Source organism: Geoanaerobacter pelophilus (genome assembly GCF_018476885.1).
In the GTDB taxonomy this organism is placed as follows: domain Bacteria; phylum Desulfobacterota; class Desulfuromonadia; order Geobacterales; family DSM-12255; genus Geoanaerobacter; species Geoanaerobacter pelophilus.
This window is the reverse complement of the sequence record NZ_JAHCVJ010000009.1, coordinates 33,647-52,235: the sequence shown is the minus strand read 5'-3', so window position 1 is coordinate 52,235 and position 18,589 is coordinate 33,647. Positions and strand designations below refer to the sequence as shown.

Below are 18,589 nucleotides of genomic sequence, written 5' to 3'. Positions count from 1 at the left end.
ATGCTGCCGTGATAGTTAAGGCTAACAAAGATCTTCGTGACGGAAACTATGGGGCATCATCTGTTCATAAATCCCGGGATGTTGCCTGAATCATCTCCTGGCAGGCTGCTGATAACGATCCGCATCTTCTTCTGGCTTTTCTGGCTGCTCCTGATTCAGGCCGCGCCCGCTTCAGCCAAGACCATACACATTTCCGTCGCTGCTCCGGCATCACTCCTCAGTCAGCCGGCCTGCCGATTGGCGGTAACGGATACCGTGAACCTTCTCAGGAAGGCATTCCCCGCAGCAATCGTCAATTGCAATGCTCAGGGAGCCGATATCAGACTGGTTGTTCCATCTGTGCCGGCCAACGCTAAAGCCCCTGGCCAAGCGGCGTATGATGCCGGCAGGGATGAGTCATTCAGGTGGACATCCAACCGAAGAGGAGCAACAACTATCCTCCAGTTGACAGCAGCGTCACCTGTTGCCGTTGCCAACGGGCTGTACGGGCTACTGCAGGAAAAACTGGGGATCAGCTTCATCCATCCCCGGCAGACTCTCATACCTGTCCATAGCTCCTGGCCCCTACCCTCATCCTTCACCTTTTACGGACAACCGGAGTTTCCCTCCCGCGGCTTCCATCTGCACACCCTGCACCCGATCGAGCTGACCGAGCAGTTGCACGATCCGACCATCCCCAACTCTTTTGAGGATATCAGGGAGTACCTGGACTGGCTGGCGCGCAACGGCCAGAACCGGTTCCAGTTTTTTCTGCTGCGCGGCATCGACCGCGACCGATGGATCCCCCATGCCCGCCGGATAGTAGACTACGCCCATCAGCGCGGCATCAGCTGCGGCGTGGAGATCTCCCTGGCCATGCTGCAGCAGCAGGCTTTCCAGGCCATAACCCTGCTACGCCCTTTCCCGTCGTACCGCCGTCAGGTAGACCGGACCCTCGACTGGCTGTTCCAGGCCCAGTGGGATTTCATTTCGCTTGAGGCAACCATGGGAGAGCATCTGCCGTTCCTGGGACGCTTCCTGCCCGGCGTGCAAAGCTACTTCGAGCAGCAGGTCAGCCAGCGCTACCAGGCAAAGCTGATGTATGCCACCCATGTCATCTGCCAGGACAACGGGGAAAAGGTCCGCCGCCCCAACCTACCGGGGAGCGGCATCCTGATTCACACCGTCATGTGCTATTCTGCAGTTGAGCCGAAGGCACCGGTCTACGGCAATGACAACCAGCGCTTCATGCTTGAGGCAGCCCAAAGCGAAGCCAAACGCCGCGAGACCTGGTACTGGCCGGAATCGTCCTACTGGGTAGGCTTCGACTCATCGGTGCCGCTGTTGCTGCTTCCTTACTTAAGCTCACGTTGGGAAGACATCAACCAGATGCGCAAAAGCGGCGTGCATGGCCATCTTACCTTCACCTCGGGTTGGGAATGGGGTTACTGGCTGGTCGACTGGAGCATCAGCCGCTGGTCGTGGCGCTATGGCGACGACCGGAAGGAATGGGATACGTCTCCTGTGTCCCGGCTCGTCCGCCTCTTTCCGGACCGGGAGCTGACCAAGCTCTGGCAGGAGGCCCTGCGTCTGCAGAACTACTACCTGAAGGAGCGTGAACTGCTGCGCTACCTCTCGGCACTGACTCCGTTCTCCGAGCTTCCCGATCCCTTGAACCGCCCTTTCCAGCCCGACCCCGGGTTCCGCTACTCGTGGCTGCTGAATGATGCCTCGCCGGAACAGGCAGAAGCCGTGCGACAAGGCCCGGTGACCGACCTGGAACAATACGCTGACCGGATGCAGAAGGTGACGGACCGCCTTGACGCAAGATTCGCCCAATTGCGGCGCAACAAAGAAATAGGCGCTGATCTTCTCCCCTTGGCAACAGAGCTGACTGCGGGACTCCGGGTGAGCGCCCTGCGGGCCAGTCACCGGGCGCTTACGCTCAGGGCGTTGCTTGCGCAGCGGGAAGAAGCGGTTCTGCCACCGGGAGCAATCAGAGAATCCGATTATTTCCTCGCCCTGGCCCAGGGAGTGCGCCGCGACGCCCTGTTTCTCGTCCGCCGCCAGGAAGCCCGCTACCGCTACCCGGTCGCACAGCTGGCCCAGAGGCGCAAGAGCCTCACCGCCTACCCCTTCGGCTACCTCTATCCGGTTACCAATCTCTACTTCTGGGACCGGGAGGAGCAGCAAGTCAGACAGGAGCGCTTTGATCCACTGTTCATGAACCTGTGGGACATCCGCAGAACACTGGGGCTGAGGAGCTTGTTGTTCAGGTAGGATGAGTTAATCGGTATTAGTGACTGATGGACTGATCAACAATCCTGCCTGAGGCGACCCTCAGGATCACATAGGCAAGCAGCGCAACCGGCAGAGCGGTTACCAGCCAGGCGAAGAGCGATTTAAGAGTAATCCAGCCAAGAATATTCAATGATGACAAACCAGGGTTTTTAATCAATGTGGTCAGCACGTTAGGCGGAATCTTCGGTCCCCAGGGGAACAGCCATCCCCCCAGCTTGAAAAAGGGGACCAAAAGTGCCAGTTGCAGGGGATAGAACAGATAGTTGACCGACTGCAGGGCTACCTGATTGAGTCTCAGCAGATGGGCCAGCGCCATGCAGATGAGGGTTGTGCCCCACAGCAGCGGCATAATGCCAAGGGCGCTGCCGATACAGAGGGTCAGGGCAAGTTTCTTGGGTGTCAGTCCGCAAGTCATGACTGATTGCAGACGAATTGCCACTGGAGAGGCAATCCGACGCAGCATCCGGCTCACCCACCAAAAACCGTGGGGCTTAAATCCGGTCTTGATGCACATGAAAACTGAGCGTGGCGCCGGTGACCGTGCTGCGACCCGTATAAACGAAGATTGTCGTCCAGATTCCCTGCAGGAACAGGATCAGCGCCGGATTCCAGAGGCTTTTGAGTCCGGCGGGGAGATCCGGCAAACCAGCCTGTTCCTGAGCAAGGAAACAGGCAGCGGCAACGGCATAAGCGACACCGATCATCCCCATGATCTGGTAGGCGGAAATTTTTCCTGCGCCCCGATAGTCAGCCCGCAAGGTTTCGGAAAACGAGCGCCACCCCTGGGTAGCGATGGTGGCCAGCAGAAATGCCGCTGTGTGATGCGAAAAGAGGTACAGCCCGGTCGCAACCAGGCCGCTCACCGCATAGAAAACTGCGGTAATCGCCTGGATGGGTATCACTTCGGTTGCTTCCAGCCCTCCGTCATAGGCGATTTTTTTGGTGCTGCCGAAAAACACGAAACCGCGGCCGCTGAACAGGGTTCTGAGCAGGCCCGAGCTGGTTGCCAGCGGCTTGCCGTAGCAGCAACCGAAGCTGATGCAGGCGAGCCGGCCCAATCCTTCGCCAAAGGCGTAGGCAATGGCAATAGCGGCATAGGCCGGCATGACCGGGATATGAAATGACAAAGCCTCGCCAACGGTGCGGTTGACCAGGATAATGACAAAGGGAGTAATCAGGATACCGACAAAGACCGCACCGCCGACCGTGAAGGTATGGGCCTTCTTTTCCACGATCCGGGCCACCAGCCGGGAAGCCGGCACGCAGCAGCAGAGCATGGCCGTTGCCAGGATGGCTGTGCCCAGCTGCGGCACCCCGACCGAGCCGAGCAGCACCAGCAGTACCGCCACCGCCACCAGGTAGGCGTTAGCGGTAAGGAGGCCATACCAGGTGAAGTTGATGCCGGTCCATCCCCCCTGCTCTGTCCTGGATGCCGGCACCGAGGCAACGATTTGCCATCTCTCGCCGGGCAACACCGTGAATCCCCACCATAAATAGGCGGCCAGCAGAATAACGGCAACAAGCAGCAATACGGTGGCAATCATAAGGTTCTCCCCGATTCAGAACTGTTCCGCGCCATCCCGAGCAGCGATCTGACCCTGATATCCGTCTCTACCAGCGGCTTATGAAAGCCCTCGGTAAAGCGGCTCGCTACATCCGTGCGGCGCATGTTTTCCAGGATATCCCGGGCAAAATCGACGCGCTCCTCCTGGAAAATCAGGATGTCGGTGCTGCTGCCGGGCCGGTAGAGGCTTTTAGGCTGCCCCTTCTCCAGGAACATCCCTATTTCGACCGGTTGCGGATCATCATAACTCTTTGAGCTGTAAGCCTGAACAATATCGCCGATCATCAGGGCCACGACCTCGATCATCGCCACCAGGCCAACCCCGGTGCCACCAGGCACATCGGTATCGATGATCGTTACCACCCGTTTGTTCTTGGAATATGGGGTGGCCACAGTGACCACTGCGCTCGGGTTGCAGGAGTGGTAGTCACCGTCGATGGCATAGAAATCGATTACCTGGCCGGCCACCGGGGTGTGGTTGTAATGATATTTGTCCGGAGTCAGGCGGAACACGGCAAAATCGCCCCCCTTGAATGACTGATGCCAGAGGGCATTGGTGCTGCCGAGCAATTCCTCGAAGGTAAAGAACTTCTCCTTCAGAAAGGTCAGGGAGGTTTCACGGAACGACCCTACCAGCACCCGCGCATCGGCAGGTGACACTACTGCCGCCGGATCGGAGGGCATTGGGCGGCATTCGCCATAGCAGATCCTTCGTTCAAAGATCTTGCGGGGAGTGTCAAGCTGCCCGGGCGGGTCGAGACACTCGGACAGCTCAATGCCGCAGTTTGCCAGGAAAGCGCGCCTGGACAGCACCGGGCGGTCAAAGTTGACCAGCCCCAGGATATGAGACGACCGGTTGCTGGTCAACATCCGGAACAGGGCGGTACTGTTTTCCCGAACGCCGTGGTAAAGCAGCCGGACCATCCGGTCGCCGAACAGCCTTTCGGTTACGATGCTGCCGCTATCCCGCTCGATATACTGGTGCCGCATCATCCGCATATCTCCTTTGCTTGCCTGTTTCCTCACGTGTGGCAGCCTCATCGTGGCAAACCTTGAAAAGCACCAGGTTCATCAGGCGCTGCAAGGTGGCGATGTCGGCCCGCTCGTGCATGACATCCTCTGTGGCCGATTCAACGAAACTACCGGCATCGTGCCCATGGAGAATAGCCCGCAGAGCGTTGCGCTGCGACTCATCCAAGGAGCTCTGCTCGCGATCCAGCAGCCTGCAGTCCTGGAGCAGAAAGGTGAAGGCTTCTGCCAGATGCTGATTGCGCAGCGTGGTGCGATAGAAGCGCTCGGCGCCGGTGTTGAATTCCCGGGCATTGACTCGCATCGGTGACGATGCGTTCACTTCCCCCAGGATCCCGGCGGTGAGACGCCCGGCAGCGGAGTAGCAGTCAGGTTCATTGAGCCGTCTTTCCAGGTCATCAAGGGTGTCGTGCAGTCCCATCAGATCGATCAGAATGCCGGCATCCTCCCGGATTACCTGCAGCAATGCCCGACGGTACTCATGAATCTGGACCCGGAGATAACCGGGGTAGCGGCGACTCGACCGGATGCCGTCGGTTTTCTTGAGGATATAATCCAGGAAGGAATTGCTGCTGTGCCGGTGCACATAAAAGGTAGGGATGCCGATGGCAGCGCCAAAGAAGATCTGGCGACGTTCGCTTTCCACCGAGGGGATATCCGGAATATTGGCGTGGGTCATGCCGAGCGCCATATACTGATAGGCCAGTGCCGTGATCAGGGTCTGCAGATCAGCGGCCCGCGCCATATCTTCGCCGAAGGTGCCAAAGAGGCTGTAATATCGTCCTTCAAAGCCGGAAAAACCCATTTTGGCAAATTCGCGCTGTTTGTAGAGCAGATAGACCGACATCTGTTCATCAAAGACCCCCATATCTGCCAGGTCCCGCCGCAAGCGGTCACTGTTGCCCGGCTGCCCGTTCAACCCAGGACTGCGCTCGGTCGAGAGCAGGCAGACCAGGTAATCGATCAGGCGATAGTCTGGGACGAAATCACCCTTAAGCCTGAATACCGAACTCACCAGCCGGTCCAGCGCCTGCGGCCCGAAAGGGGTGATCGGTTGGCCGAAAATAGACAGGTCTGCCTTCTTTTTCCAACGGCGCCAGATCATCCGCAGGTGGGTGTAGTCCAGTTCGTGCGGCAGAAAGCCGAGCGCCTTTTCGGGATGAAAGTCGGTGAAGGCCTGCCGGTAAGGAGCTGCGGTATAGGTGCCGACAAAGAGCGGCAGGAAATGCTCGGTAATCTTGATGGCCAGATCGCCTAAATGCTTCTCGTGGCCCGCAGTGAACCCAGGACCACCACTGGCCAGGGCCTGTGTCAGGCACCGGCTGCCGATACTGATATGGGTACCGTTGTTGGCCAGGCTGATATTGGACAGATTGGGCAATACCACCAGATTGGTCTGGATGATCCCGGCATCGCGCAGTTTTGCCACTGCATTGAGTTGGCTGCGCGACAAGACCTGGTGGCAAAGCTGCATGTAACGAAATTTGTCTTCACCCTTGTCCCAGCCGGAAAGACAGGGACTCATGAACAGCTCGCGATAAAAGCTGTCCGGGACATGGTCATTCAGCTCCTTCTGTCGGATCGGAGGATGGGGAGCAAAATAGACCATGGCCTGCTGGCCGCGATCGGAGATGCCGAAGGCCTGATTGGCGTACATGACCAACAGCTGCGTCATCAGGAACCGGATGGCGGTCTCTTTGGCAATCGCCCGCCCCATGCCGCCACCTGGAGTGAGCGCCACGACGTTAAAGGAAAAGGTCTCCGGCGAGGTGTTATCGTTCAGGAAATGTTCAAGAAGACGAATCCCGGCCTGACGGATGATATCGGGCAGTATTTGCTGGGAACCGATCAGGTCGGCCAGGGCCAGTTTGATCAGGTAGCTGATCGGCAACCGCAGCATTTCTTCGCCAGCTTCGTCCCGGAAGGTGAAACGCGTTACATCAACACGTTTGCCGGCTGCCGGATTCTTTTTATCGGCCAGCAGATCGGTCTCCAGAACCTCCTGGGCATAACGGGAGAGGTTTCTGGCCGGGAACCGCACCCAGCTGTTTTCCCATACCCTGGAGGGATTGTCCGCCAGGAACCGTTCCAAATCGGCCACGACTCTTTGTGGTGTTTCCCCTGCCGCCGCACGCTTGACAATATTGGCAAAGTAATTCGACTGCTCGATAATCAACGGCAGGTCAACATCATCTTTGGCGCCGCATACCACTGCCTGAAGCTCACTTTCTGAGCCTGCAGTCACATCGTGCAGCGAAAAAGGGAGCGAGGCCGCCAGCTCTTCTCTGGAGGCAAACGAAACACCCAGACGGGCAAATAACTCACGATTGATTTCGGGTACAGCGGCCGACAACTTGGCAGGACTTATCATGGAAACAAGCATAGGTAAAAACTATGACGAACTTGTTCGCTCTGTGTGAATGTTATGTTACATCTCAGCGCCAACCACCTTCATTGCCGGCAGCGAAAGAAAGCACAAAACCTTTGCACATCCATAACGCCTCCGTAACATTGACGTGTTAAAAATATCAGGCATGAAAGCATACAAAGCAGACCTGCACGTTCATTCGAGTCACTCCAACAAGCCCACCTACTGGGCCATGCGCAAGTTCAACTGCCCGGAGAGCTACACCTCTCCCATGCGGCTTTACCAGACGGCACGCGAACGGGGAATGGATTTCGTCACGATCACCGACCATAACTCCATCTCCGGCGCACTGGAAATAGCCCACCTGCCGAACACCTTTATCAGTGCCGAGATCACTGCACACTTCCCGGAAAACGGTTGCAAAACCCATGTAGTGGTGCTGCACATCACCGAAGCGCAATTTGCCGAGATCATGTCGTTGCGCAAGGATATCTACGAACTGGTGGCCTACCTCAATAAGGCCGGGATAGCCCACTTTCTTGCCCATCCACTCTATGCGCAGAACGACAAGCTTACTGTTGACATCATCGAGAAATGCCTGCTGCTGTTCAACACGATGGAAATCAAGAACGGCTGCCGGGCACGGCGTTTCAACGCCTTCACCAAAAAGCTGGTCACCTCCCTGACCCTGGAGACCATGGAACAGCTGGCCGACAAGCACGCTATTGTCCCCTACGGCTCAAAACCGTGGATCAAGGGAATGGTTGGCGGCTCCGACGACCATGGTGGACTGTTCATCGCTCGGGCTCATACCACTGCCTACTGCGGCAGTACGCTGAACGACTTTATCTCTGCTGTGCAGCGCGGCGAAACCTGGGCCGACGGTGACGACGGCGGGCCGCTGACCATGGCCCACAGCATGTACGGCATAGCCTACAGCTTCTACAAGGAGCGCCTTGGCGACCGCCGCCGTACCAGCACCCCCTTTGTCAGCACCCTGCTCGACCGTTTCTTCAACCTGGGAACCGACAAAAGCTCGCTGCTCGACAAAATCCGGATGTTTATCCGCAAGAACCTGCCGGATACCCGCGCCACATCCTCGATGAGCTTTGAGGAGATCCTGGACAGCGAGGCGCGAACCCTGCTTAACGACACGGCATTTGTCGACGAAATCCGGGGGGCCGACCATAACCGCAAGATCTTCGCCGTAACCAGCCGCCTGGCAAACCGTATCCTATACCGCTATACCGACCGACTGCTCTCGCTCCCCCTGAACGCCGGTTTCTTCGATTACCTGAACACCGCAGGGACCATCGGCCTGGTACAACTGTTGATCTCCCCCTACTACCTGTCGTTTCATCACCAGCATCGCAGCAAGGATCTGATTGCCGAACTCGGCCAACGGTTCACCGGCAACGCCCTGCCGGAGCGGCAGGAAAAGATTGCCCTGTTCACCGACACCCTGGATGAGATCAACGGCGTGGCCATCACCATCCGGCGGCTGATCAGCACGGCACGGGACCGGGGGATCGAATTGACCGTCATCACCTCGGGCACCTCTCCCAGCAGCAATCTCGAAGGGGTACGACACTTTGAGGCAGTCGGCGACTTTACCCTGCCCGAATATCCGGAACTGAAACTCAATTTCCCGCCGATCCTCGATGTGATGGACTTTATCGAGAGTCAGGGATTCACCCATATCCATGTCAGCACCCCGGGCACTGTCGGTCTGCTGGGGCTGCTCATCGCCCGGCTGATGGATATTCCGGTTGCCGGTACTTACCACACCGATATCCCGCAGTATGTGCGCGACCTGACCAACGACGAATTCCTGGAACAGGCGGCCTGGAGCTACATGATCTGGTTCTACAGCCAGATGGAAGAGGTAATGGTCCCATCCAACGGAACGCGGGAGCAGTTGCAATCGCGCGGTCTGGCAGCGGAAAAAATGAAACCGCTGCCGCGTTGGGTCGATACCGAGCAGTTCTCGCCGGACAAAAGGCAGCCCGGTTTCTGGCAGCAAAGAGGGAGCACCGGCGGGACCACCTTGATCTATGTCGGTCGCGTTTCCCGAGAAAAATCCCTGGAACTGCTCACCGAGGCCTTCCGCACATTGGTCGACGAAGGGGCGGCAGCCTCACTGGCCATAGTCGGAGACGGCCCCTACCGCAAGGAAATGCAGGAGGCGCTTGTCGGCTACCCGGTTGTTTTCACCGGCTACCTGCAGGGCGAAGAACTGCAGCAGGCCTATGCGGCGGCCGACCTGTTTGTTTTCCCCAGCGCCACCGATACCTTCGGCAACGTGGTTCTTGAGGCCCAGGCATCGGGAATCCCGGTTATTGTCTCTGATTCCGGAGGTCCGCGCGAACTCATGATCGACGGAGAAACCGGGCTGGTCTTTCCTGCCGGCGACTGCGGGCGCTTGGTAGCCGCAGTCAGGCGGCTTGTTGCTGAACCGGCCCTCTTGACCGGGATGGGCGCCAGAGCCAGGGAGTTTACCATAGCCAAGACCCCCGATACTGCCGAGACCTTTCGCACCATTCTTAACCCTTGCGCCAAGGCAGCCTGAACTGGAGAGATTGCAATCTGGTTGCACCATATTTCCGCCATCTCCATGCGGCAGTTACAGTCCGGTGCTATGCTCAGGCCAGCTTGGCAGCCAAGCATGAAAGGAACCGAACATGAAAAATCTGTTGCTGACAGTCTGTTTCAGTCTGATAGCCGCTGCCACGGCCAATGCCATGGGTCCCGGCATCGAGGGGTGCAGCAGCAACTGCGCCGCCTGCCACTCGATCACGAAAAAAGAGGCCCAGGAACTGGTCGCACCGCTCGTGGCGGACGCAGAAATTACCGAGGTCAAACCGTCGCCGGTGCGCGGCCTGTTTCAAGCCCTGGTGCGGAAAGGCAAGGAAGAAGGGATCATTTACATCGATTATGCCAAGAAATTCCTGATCAATGCCCGGATCTTCGATACCGGCCGCAAGACCGACGTTACCCAGGAGGAGCTGGCCAATAGCAAACGGATCGATCCTGCTGCCATCAAACTCGACAATGCCCTGGTGATGGGCAACCCGTCAGGCAGCAAAAAGCTGAATGTGTTCACCGACCCTGATTGCCCTTATTGCTCGCAGCTGCACAAGGAATTGATCCAACTGGTCAAGGACGAGCCGGAGCTAAGGATCAACATCATCCTCTTTCCCCTTGAGATCCACCCAACAGCAGCCGGTAAGATCGACAGTATTGTCTGTCAATCCAAATCCAGCATGGCTGAGGCACTCACCCTGCTTGACCGGAGTTTCGACAAACAGGAGATCAAGCCGACCGGCTGCGGCACATCGTATGCTTCAGCAGGCAGCAAACAGGCGGATGAACTCGGCATTAGCGTAACGCCGACGATTGTACTGTCCGACGGCCGGCTGATCATGGGGATGAAAAAGGCGGAAGAGCTGAAAAAACTGCTTGGAGAACGGGTAGCAGCAGCAACAACTGATCGAAAGTAGTTTCAGTTCTGGAATTCTGCGTTGAGAGGTGGTGATGTGATGTACTGCCCCATTTTTCGCCAGTACGGCAAGCACGGTGCCTGCAAGGATTGCGGCAAGTGTAAGCTGAATAAACGTTGATGTTTTTTTGCTGGTTATCGACTGAACACGGCTGCCTCATTGGGGCAGCCGTTGCTTGGGCGGTCACAGATTGGTCAGTGCCCGCTCCGCTTCCACCAGGACCCGCCACAGATCCTCGCTCTCCCCCATCCCCACCTTGACCAGATAAGCGGCTATCGACAGGTTGGTGCGTGCCCGGAACAGTTCCACCTGACGGAGAAAACCTGCCGCTAACCCGCCACGCTCCTCCTCGTAAAGCAGCAAAAAAAGCTCATCGGACAGCGCGGCCAGGATGTCCGGATGATGGAACAACTGGTTGCGAAACTGTGCCAGGAAGCATCCCACATCAAAGGCTGGTGGCAGCAGCAGCGAGCTCTCAAAGTCAATGGCGGCAACAAACAGGGTTGACCGGTTCTCCTGGCTATCCTGGCCGATAAAGACGTTTTTCGGGTGGTAATCGCCATGCCCCTGCAGCAGGATACCACTGCCGCCGGCCAGAAGCAGCCGTTCTTCGGCCAACACCCGTTCCACTAGGTCGCTGACCTTGCGGGCATGCTTGTGGCCGGTATCGGTGAATCGCCCCAGGTAGCGCGCCAGCCGCTGCTCCTCGCGCGGCAAAAACTCATCCGCCGGGGTCAGCCGGGCCTGCAAGGAGTGGAGCCGTGCCAGCCAGCGCGCGGCAAGCTCATAGTATTCCTGCCAATCATCGGCAGGAGAGGAAACAAGCTTGTCAAACAGGGATTTTCCCCGTAGCCCCTGCTCGATAAGCGTCCGTGAGGCAGGGTCGGCATCAATCGGTTGCGGCACCCGGTAACGCCCTGCGGCAAAGCCATGATCCGCCAGCGCCTGCGTGATCCGAAAAGCCCGTTCTGCGCTCCGCCAGCGCAGATCACTGTCAATGGCCCGGATGATGATCCGTTCCCGCTGTTCGTCCTGGCCCTTGGTGCCAATGGTCACCTCGGTCACCAGCGCATGGGCGCCGGAGCGCGGGATCTCTTTCAGGAACGGCCGGCAGCGCCCCAGCCGGATCTCCCTGGCCAGTTCCGCCACCGTGGTCACCGGGTGATCGAAGATCGTGGGATAGACCCCTGCATAACCGCTGCCATGGGTATCTGTGCCGGCAATGGCAGTGAAGCGGTAACGGTGCCAGTCCTGCAGCGCCCGACTGTTGCCGCGCGCCGTGTGATTGGTGTTGAATATTTCGATCCCGTCGATGAGCGGGTCGATGAGATCATCCGGCGACGGCGTCCTGGTTCCCCGATAGGGATGAGCCCAGACCAAAGCCGCCTCTGGAAACAGCCTGCGTACTTCTGCCAGCGATGTGCCGCGTTCCAGAGACTCAGTTGCCCCGTACACCAGGACATCCCCCATTTCGGCGCTGCGCAGCTCCTGTCCCGCCAGGATCAGGAAATGATCCGGCACCCCGGCACTGCGTCGCAGTTGCCGCAGTTCAGACTCGGTCCAGAGATAATGATGGTCGGTCAGCACAATCCCCTGCAACCCCTTGGCAAAGACCTGGCGGACCAGCTCAATCGCAGGGAGAGAGCTGCAAGAGGAATGCTCGGCGGTATGGCAATGCATTTCGAGCAGCATGGGATGTCCTACGCTTCAATTAATACGGTGAGCAACAGATCAACTATACCAGACAATCAAGTGCCGTCACTCTGAAGGACGCGTCTGCCCCACCACCCCGCCGAACCAGAGGATCAGGTCGAGCAGGGCATAGGTCACCGTCTGCACCGTGTAGCAGGTCGGCTTTACGGCTGCGTCCTGGTCGATGGCGTGGATGCCGTCCGAGGCGACCCGGTAGATCAGCTCGGAAAAGCGGAACAGGATGGAGCGGTAGTGCAGGAACACCGGCCCCTGGTTCTGCTGGGACTTGGGGTCAAAGTTCCCCTTCAGGTGGTCGAGGATCTGGGCCACGTTTACGCTCTGCACCGCACCGTTGCGGTCGGTAAAGACCACACATTGCCGTGGAATCATGTCAGGCCGGCTCTGGTGCAGGGCCAGGTAGATCTTTTCCTGGAGTGAGCGGAGATTGGCCAGGTTCCCCCGCACCTTGGGCAGGCTGGTTTCCGTCATGGCGCCGAGGCACTCCAGCAGCTCGATCCGGGCATCGGCCCCGAGATGGGCATCGACGATCCGGAAGATTTCCGGATGGCGCCGGACGATCGTGACCCATGCCAGCCCTTCCGCCTGCTCGCACAGCCAGCTCAACAGCGCCGCCTCGTCGCGCCCCTTGCGATAGACCTTCCAGGTTCCCTCAAAATCTCGCTGGTAGCGCTCGAACAGCGGCTGCACCCCGGTTATCGCCACCAGCGGCAGTTCCGGCGCCCGCTCCGTAAAATATTTGGTGGCCGCAATGATGAAGCTTGAGTCAGGCACATCGTCGGATTTGCGACGATAACACTCTACATCGAGAATAACCCCTGCCAGGGAACGCCCGGCGGGCGATTCAAACAGATAGCGCCCCTCTTCGAGACTCGCGGCATGAAGCATGTAAATCCCCACCCGCTGCGCATCGCGGAACAGGGAATCGACATAGCGCACGTCATCATCGATGATCAGCATGGTAAGTTCGCTGCCTGCCACCATTCGTCCTCCTCCTTTAACGCCTGATCGGCAAAACCATCCTGAATCTGACCGGGTTGGTCCCTTCAATGGTAAAGCTTCCGTTGTGCAGTTCAAGGAACTTATCCACCCAGGCCCCGCCCAGACCTTTACCAGGGCTGTTCTTCCCTTTGCGGCCGAACGCCAGGAAATCCCTGGCAGTAAAATCCGGCGGCAACGGAACCCCGTTGTTTTCATAAGCGATCACCAGCTGCCGTGCGGTCCGGCTGATGGCAAAACTGGCGAATAACGGCCCCTGTTGCTCGAACCCGTCGGGAAAGGCATGCAGTTCGGCATTGCGCAGCAGGTTCCTGATCGCATGGATGAACGAGGAACGATGCAGCCTGACACTGCGCACGTCGCCGAACGAAACCCGGACTGTAAAGCGGCAATGGGAGTAGAGCGGCAGGATCTCGCGGTTGAACAGTTCGCGGAGATCGATTTCGGAAAAATCCTGCTCATCCAGACGGTTGTTGAAGATGTCTTCGGTGGAGACAAGGATGTCGCGGATCTGCTCCAGGCTGGTTATGGCCGTTGCCAGGGCGTCGCTGACCCTCTCATCGCTGCCGTCGCGCCGCCGCGCCACGATCCGGTCCAGCAAAGGGTCCTGCCTTACCAGCTCCGTTACCGCTAGCACCGGCGACAAGGCGGTCTGCACCGTCGGACAGACACTATGGGTTATGTGGCGCAGGATGGCAGCCTCGGATTGCTGCTTGTCGACGGCCTGGCGCGAGGCACGGCGCAGTGACCTTCCCCGAAGCAGGTTGTCCAGCAGTGCCGCCAGGGTAATCAATACGATTACCAGGGCGAGGCCCAACGTGAGAATAAACGGCAGGTGACCGCGCCAGCCGCTATAGAGAAGCAGGCCGGCAAGCAGTGAATTGAGGCCGGCCATGGCAGCAGCGGAGCGGATGTAGGTGCAGCTTGCGGCGGCAAAGGCGGAGGCCAGCAGGTAAACGGCAATGATCAGACCGGCGGGGAATTGCAGAGTGCGATACTCGGCCAGGGCATAGCGACAGAGCAGGAGGACCTTGATACCCCACCCCAGCAGCAGATCAGGGAGAACGGTCTGTCCAAGCAGGTATACCGAACCGGCGACCAGAGCGCCGCTGAGAAAATTGGTCAGAAACAGTCGGCCACTGGTCTGGGAGAGGGCTTGACCGGCTTCGCCCAGCCATGACTGCAGACGGTAGATGCCCGTACGCCCCTTCATTGTGCTCCGGACGGCAGGAAAATTTCAATCTTCGAGCCGGCCCGTTTCTTGTCGGCAAACTCCCGCGCCTGGCGCACCGCCTGTTCCTGGTGCAGATATTCGCGGATTTTCGGCCGCGCCTCGGCGTAATCTACCGTTCGAGCCGGTCGCCGCCCGGTTACCTGAATCAGGTGATAACCGAACCGGTCATCAACCGGTTCGGAGATGGCGTCCAGTGGAGCAGTGAAAACTATCCGTTCCAGAAACGGCGCCAGCTGGCCCCGCTTGAACCATCCCAGATCTCCTCCCTGGTCACGGCTCCGGCAGTCGGACTGTTCGCGGGCAACCACGGCAAAGGCCTCTCCTCTCTGCAGCCGCTCGCGGATTTTCCGGGCCTTTTCCAGGGCAATCTGTTTCTTTTCCAACTGCCAGGAGGGATCAAACTTTATCAGGATATGCCGGAAACGGGACTGTTCCGGCACCTTGAACAGTTGCGGGTTTCGCTCAAAGTAGTTTTTCAGTTCCGTTTCCTGCGGTTCGCTCCTGGGGGCAATCTGTCCATCAATGAAGGCGCGTGCCGTCATGGCCCGTTCCGTCTGTCGTTTCAACTCAACTTCCGAGAGCTGCAGCTCGCCAAGGGTTTTGGCGAATTCGACGGCATTATCCGAATTCCCTTTGAGATTGGCGATTTCAGCCTCGACTTTTTCGGGAGAGATCTTCACGCCACTCTTCCTTGCCTCCTGATAGAGCAGCTCACGGGCGATCAGGTTATCAAGGCCGCCCCGCAGCAGTTCCTGCTCACGATTACTGGTGACGCTCCCCCCGCCCGTGCCCTCGGCGCGCTCCAGACGCCCCACCTCTCGCCGCAGGTCGGCCCGGCTGATCGGCGCACCGTTGACCAACGCCACCGGATCGGGCAGCGGGATCCGGCTGTCAGCCACAGCCACAGAGGTAAGAACCCCCCAGGCAACAACTGACGGGACCAACCGCTTCAGACTGTTACAGACCGATGCAGTCATCAGAACCTCGCGTTCAGATCGAGTTGGAATACATCAATGGAAAGCTTTTCCTTCTTTTCCGGGAAATCCGGATATCTCTGGCCGCTGATCTCATTGGCGGTCATCCATTTTCCGGTAAGCCAGACATTCTTCGCCAGACCGACCTCGCCACCCATGGTCCACCCCTTGGTATTGGTGCCGCCCAGATGGAAATCGGAGTCGGTAAAGGCATCCATGACCGCGTCTGCTTCGAGATAACGATACATCAGATACAGTTTCCAATCGCCGAACTCCTGGAATGCGGGATAGCCTACGGCAATGCCGTATTGATAACCCTCGGTCTCTTTCTTGATCCTGGTGCCGGCCAGGGCATCAACATCTGCAGATTTGTAGCCGAGGTTATTGACGTAGTCACCCATCAGCACCAAATGCACCGGATGCCAGAAACCGAAATCGAGCGATGTCGTTATGTTCAGCTCCTGGAACTCTGCGGCATAAGCCCACTTGTATTTATGCGAAGCATCAACCGACTGATTGATGTCGAACAGGGTATTCCCTTTCTGCCGGGAAGCTGGGAGGGTGTAGTCATTATCGGCCGAGTCAGTCACGCCGTTCAGGCTGTTCAGTTTCCCCTGGGTATTGATGAATTCGTACAGGGCGATACCAAGCCGCCCCTTGAAGGTCTCATCCTCGTTTTTGTAGCTCATGCCGGCCTGGACTCCATACAGCCACTTGTCGCGGGCCTTGAGTTCAACCTCCTGCAACGGGAAAATCCCGGCAGTGCCGAACAATCCGACATTCCGGAACTGCTTGGCATAATTCACTGCGAAACCTTCAAAATTGAGGTCATTATCCCAGACCAGATCGGTGGAGAACCAGGGGTTCGGGAAGCGCCCGCCCCAGAGGGTAAAGGTATCCGTGCTCACTCCTGTGTTCCACTTCAGATATGCCTGGTCGATCAGGAAATTCTTCTTGTTGAAACCGTCACCCATGGTCACGTTGGTGGAAACCGGGTCGCTGGTCGTGCCGGTTGCCAGCCTGACCGTTGCCTCCAGTTCGTCAAGGATCTTGGCAGTTGCGCCGAGCCGGGCGCGCAGTCTGAACCGCTGGCGGTTATTGGCATATCTGGCCGGATCGCCGCCGTATATCTGGTCGTTAGCCAGATAGTCGAAGTTGTCCTTATCGAAGAACTCGCTCTGATACCTGAGCCTGATATCCCCGGAAAGCTTGATCTTGCGGGTCCAGTCCGGCGCCACCAGGTTCTTGCTCTCGGCCTTGATCTCTTCCTTGGCCGCCAGCTTCATCTGCTCCTTGATCTCCTGGCGGATATCGTTGCCGACGTTGGTGGCAACCTGATCGAGCACTGCTTTGGCGGCGAAGCGCTCCATGAGAATATCCGCCTCATCCGGCGTCACCACCCGTTGCTCCCGGGCGGTCTTGATCAGACCCTCGACCTCATCGGGCGGCATCGATGACTTGATATACGGAATCTCTGAGTCGGCAATGATTACCGGAAGCAGCGCCGCAGGCTGCACCGGCGATGCGACATGCGCCGCCACGGCTTTCGGGGTGGCTGAATCATCAACAGGCTCGTCCGCCGGGGCTTTGGCAAAGCGGCGCCCAAGGGCCTGGGCCTCTTCGACACTCACCACCCCCTGCTCCCGCATCACCTCCACCAGCGCCTTCAGGTCCTCTTCCGGCAACGGTTCGGCAGGCGGAGGGAGCTCCTGCTTTTTGGCCTCAGGCTTGGCTTCCGGAGCAGGAGCCTTCTCGGCAGACAAGCGCCGCTGCAGCTCGTTAGCCTCTTCCTTGGTCATGATCCCCCGATCTCGCAAAAGGTCGATCAGGGTTTCCAGACTACCCATCGGCGCTGCTTCCTTGGTCTCCCCAGCCCACGCGATAAGCGGCACTGCAGTGGTAAAGGTACAGATCAGTGAAGCGGCCAGTAATTGTCTTAGACGATATTTCACAATTGAACTCCCTGTTTGATGGATCGGTCCCTCGGACCGCTGTTACCACTCTGAATCCGGGCATGACGACCGCCGAACGATGAAACCACGCCAGTTGTCGCACCTCTGTATTGCCGCCGAAGTCTTCCCCTCGGCTATAATCAGCATGGTGGCGCCAAGATCGTAGATACCGGCCCTGTTGCCGGCATCTGCGGCAAACGCCAGGCTGTCGATCACTTGCGGGTCTACTGCTGCCATTGTCACCCCTGTGAGCTTACCCGCACGGTCATGGCATTGGGCATGCCGTCCGGCGGCGGTTCGGTGATGCGGATACCGGCCATGGCCTGACGGATTGCCTGATCGATCTTGTCATTACCCGACGGATTGACGATCCGGAACTGGGTGACCGAGCCCTTTGGATCAAGCTGCAGCCAGACCAGGGTCTTATACTTCCCCTTGGGGATGCCGCCGTCCTTGTCGAGCACCTTCTTGACATTGCCCCAGATCTCGTCCTGCACCTTCTTGGTGTACCAACCGTACTTGGTGAGGAGCGCCACCCGGCTCATGCCGCCACCACCGGTGCCGCCGCTGCCGCCGCCGATGATCGAGCGGCCTCCCTTGCGGCCTACCAGGCCGAAACCGTCGGAACCGGCTCCTCCGGCAGCATCCACCCCAAGATCGGCCCCGGGAGGCGCACTGTCAGCAGGCTGGTTGTTCTGCGGCGCGTCCTGCGGCGCCTGCATCGGGGTCTCCATTTTCTGTTCCTGCTGCTTGAGAACCTCCGGCTCCGGCGGTTTTTCCTTGACCTCCGGCGGTGGCGGCGGCTTCAACAGGGTTACTGTGGCAATCTGCGGCTTCTTTATGGAACCGCTGTCGCTCAGCATCACCTTGAGCAGCAGTCCGACCGCGACCAGGATGACCGCGCAGATAACGGCGACCGTTGCGATCCCTTTGATATCGGTCTGTTTTTTCTTGGTTTTTTTAGACGCCATGGATCATC

14 protein-coding genes are annotated in these 18,589 nt (G+C 58.4%); 3 read left to right on the top strand and 11 right to left on the bottom strand.

All coding sequences use genetic code 11. The features are described from left to right. The first annotated feature begins 48 nt into the window (after positions 1-48). Positions 49-2,259: a hypothetical protein gene (locus tag KI809_RS17680; RefSeq protein ID WP_246559492.1), complete on the top strand. Its 2,211-nt coding sequence runs from the start codon at positions 49-51 to the stop codon at positions 2,257-2,259. A gap of 16 nt (positions 2,260-2,275) precedes the next feature. Here KI809_RS17680 and KI809_RS17675 read toward each other — a convergent pair whose 3' ends face one another. Genes KI809_RS17675 through KI809_RS17660 form a run of 4 tightly spaced genes read right to left on the bottom strand, consistent with a single transcriptional unit; the run spans position 2,276 to position 7,244 of the window. Next, positions 2,276-2,743, bottom strand: a complete 468-nt coding sequence (locus KI809_RS17675) for a DUF2062 domain-containing protein (RefSeq protein WP_214172926.1) — start codon at positions 2,741-2,743, stop codon at positions 2,276-2,278. 28 nt (positions 2,744-2,771) lie between these two features. Further along, a complete protein-coding gene (locus KI809_RS17670) occupies positions 2,772-3,824 on the bottom strand; it encodes a prolipoprotein diacylglyceryl transferase family protein (RefSeq protein ID WP_214172925.1) in 1,053 nt (350 codons plus the stop codon). Beyond that, positions 3,821-4,837, bottom strand: coding sequence for a phosphatidylserine decarboxylase (locus tag KI809_RS17665; protein ID WP_281416932.1), 1,017 nt, complete (start codon positions 4,835-4,837; stop codon positions 3,821-3,823). Before KI809_RS17665 ends, KI809_RS17670 begins: the two co-directional genes overlap by 4 nt. Then, positions 4,806-7,244, bottom strand: a complete 2,439-nt coding sequence (locus KI809_RS17660) for a hypothetical protein (protein WP_214172924.1) — start codon at positions 7,242-7,244, stop codon at positions 4,806-4,808. The genes KI809_RS17665 and KI809_RS17660 overlap by 32 nt, the downstream gene beginning before the upstream one ends. Before the next feature lie 163 nt (positions 7,245-7,407). Here KI809_RS17660 and KI809_RS17655 point away from each other — a divergent pair, with 163 nt between their 5' ends. Both KI809_RS17655 and KI809_RS17650 read left to right on the top strand, forming a co-directional pair. Further along, positions 7,408-9,810: a glycosyltransferase gene (locus tag KI809_RS17655; protein ID WP_214172923.1), complete on the top strand. Its 2,403-nt coding sequence runs from the start codon at positions 7,408-7,410 to the stop codon at positions 9,808-9,810. Between the two features lie 112 nt (positions 9,811-9,922). After that, positions 9,923-10,741: a DsbC family protein gene (locus KI809_RS17650; RefSeq protein ID WP_214172922.1), complete on the top strand. Its 819-nt coding sequence runs from the start codon at positions 9,923-9,925 to the stop codon at positions 10,739-10,741. Positions 10,742-10,924: 183 nt separating this feature from the next. Here the strand turns inward: KI809_RS17650 and KI809_RS17645 are convergent, their stop codons facing one another. The 7 genes from KI809_RS17645 to KI809_RS17615 form a co-directional block, all read right to left on the bottom strand. After that, positions 10,925-12,433 (bottom strand): phosphotransferase, encoded by a 1,509-nt coding sequence (locus KI809_RS17645; protein ID WP_214172921.1) that lies wholly within the window; start codon positions 12,431-12,433, stop codon positions 10,925-10,927. A gap of 66 nt (positions 12,434-12,499) precedes the next feature. Further along, positions 12,500-13,435: a hypothetical protein gene (locus KI809_RS17640; protein WP_214172920.1), complete on the bottom strand. Its 936-nt coding sequence runs from the start codon at positions 13,433-13,435 to the stop codon at positions 12,500-12,502. 13 nt (positions 13,436-13,448) lie between these two features. Beyond that, entirely contained in the window at positions 13,449-14,663 is a 1,215-nt protein-coding gene (locus tag KI809_RS17635) for a sensor histidine kinase (RefSeq protein WP_214172919.1), read from the bottom strand. Then, a complete protein-coding gene (locus KI809_RS17630) occupies positions 14,660-15,661 on the bottom strand; it encodes a peptidylprolyl isomerase (protein WP_214172918.1) in 1,002 nt (333 codons plus the stop codon). The genes KI809_RS17635 and KI809_RS17630 overlap by 4 nt, the downstream gene beginning before the upstream one ends. Next, on the bottom strand, positions 15,661-17,610 hold the full coding sequence (locus KI809_RS17625; protein WP_214172917.1) for a putative porin: 1,950 nt from the start codon (positions 17,608-17,610) through the stop codon (positions 15,661-15,663). Before KI809_RS17625 ends, KI809_RS17630 begins: the two co-directional genes overlap by 1 nt. A 42-nt stretch (positions 17,611-17,652) precedes the next feature. Next, positions 17,653-17,847 carry a hypothetical protein gene (locus KI809_RS17620; RefSeq protein WP_214172916.1) on the bottom strand — a complete coding sequence of 65 codons (195 nt, stop codon included), beginning with the start codon at positions 17,845-17,847 and terminating at the stop codon, positions 17,653-17,655. Positions 17,848-17,849: 2 nt separating this feature from the next. Next, entirely contained in the window at positions 17,850-18,581 is a 732-nt protein-coding gene (locus KI809_RS17615; RefSeq protein WP_214172915.1) for a TonB C-terminal domain-containing protein, read from the bottom strand. Positions 18,582-18,589 lie beyond the last annotated feature (8 nt).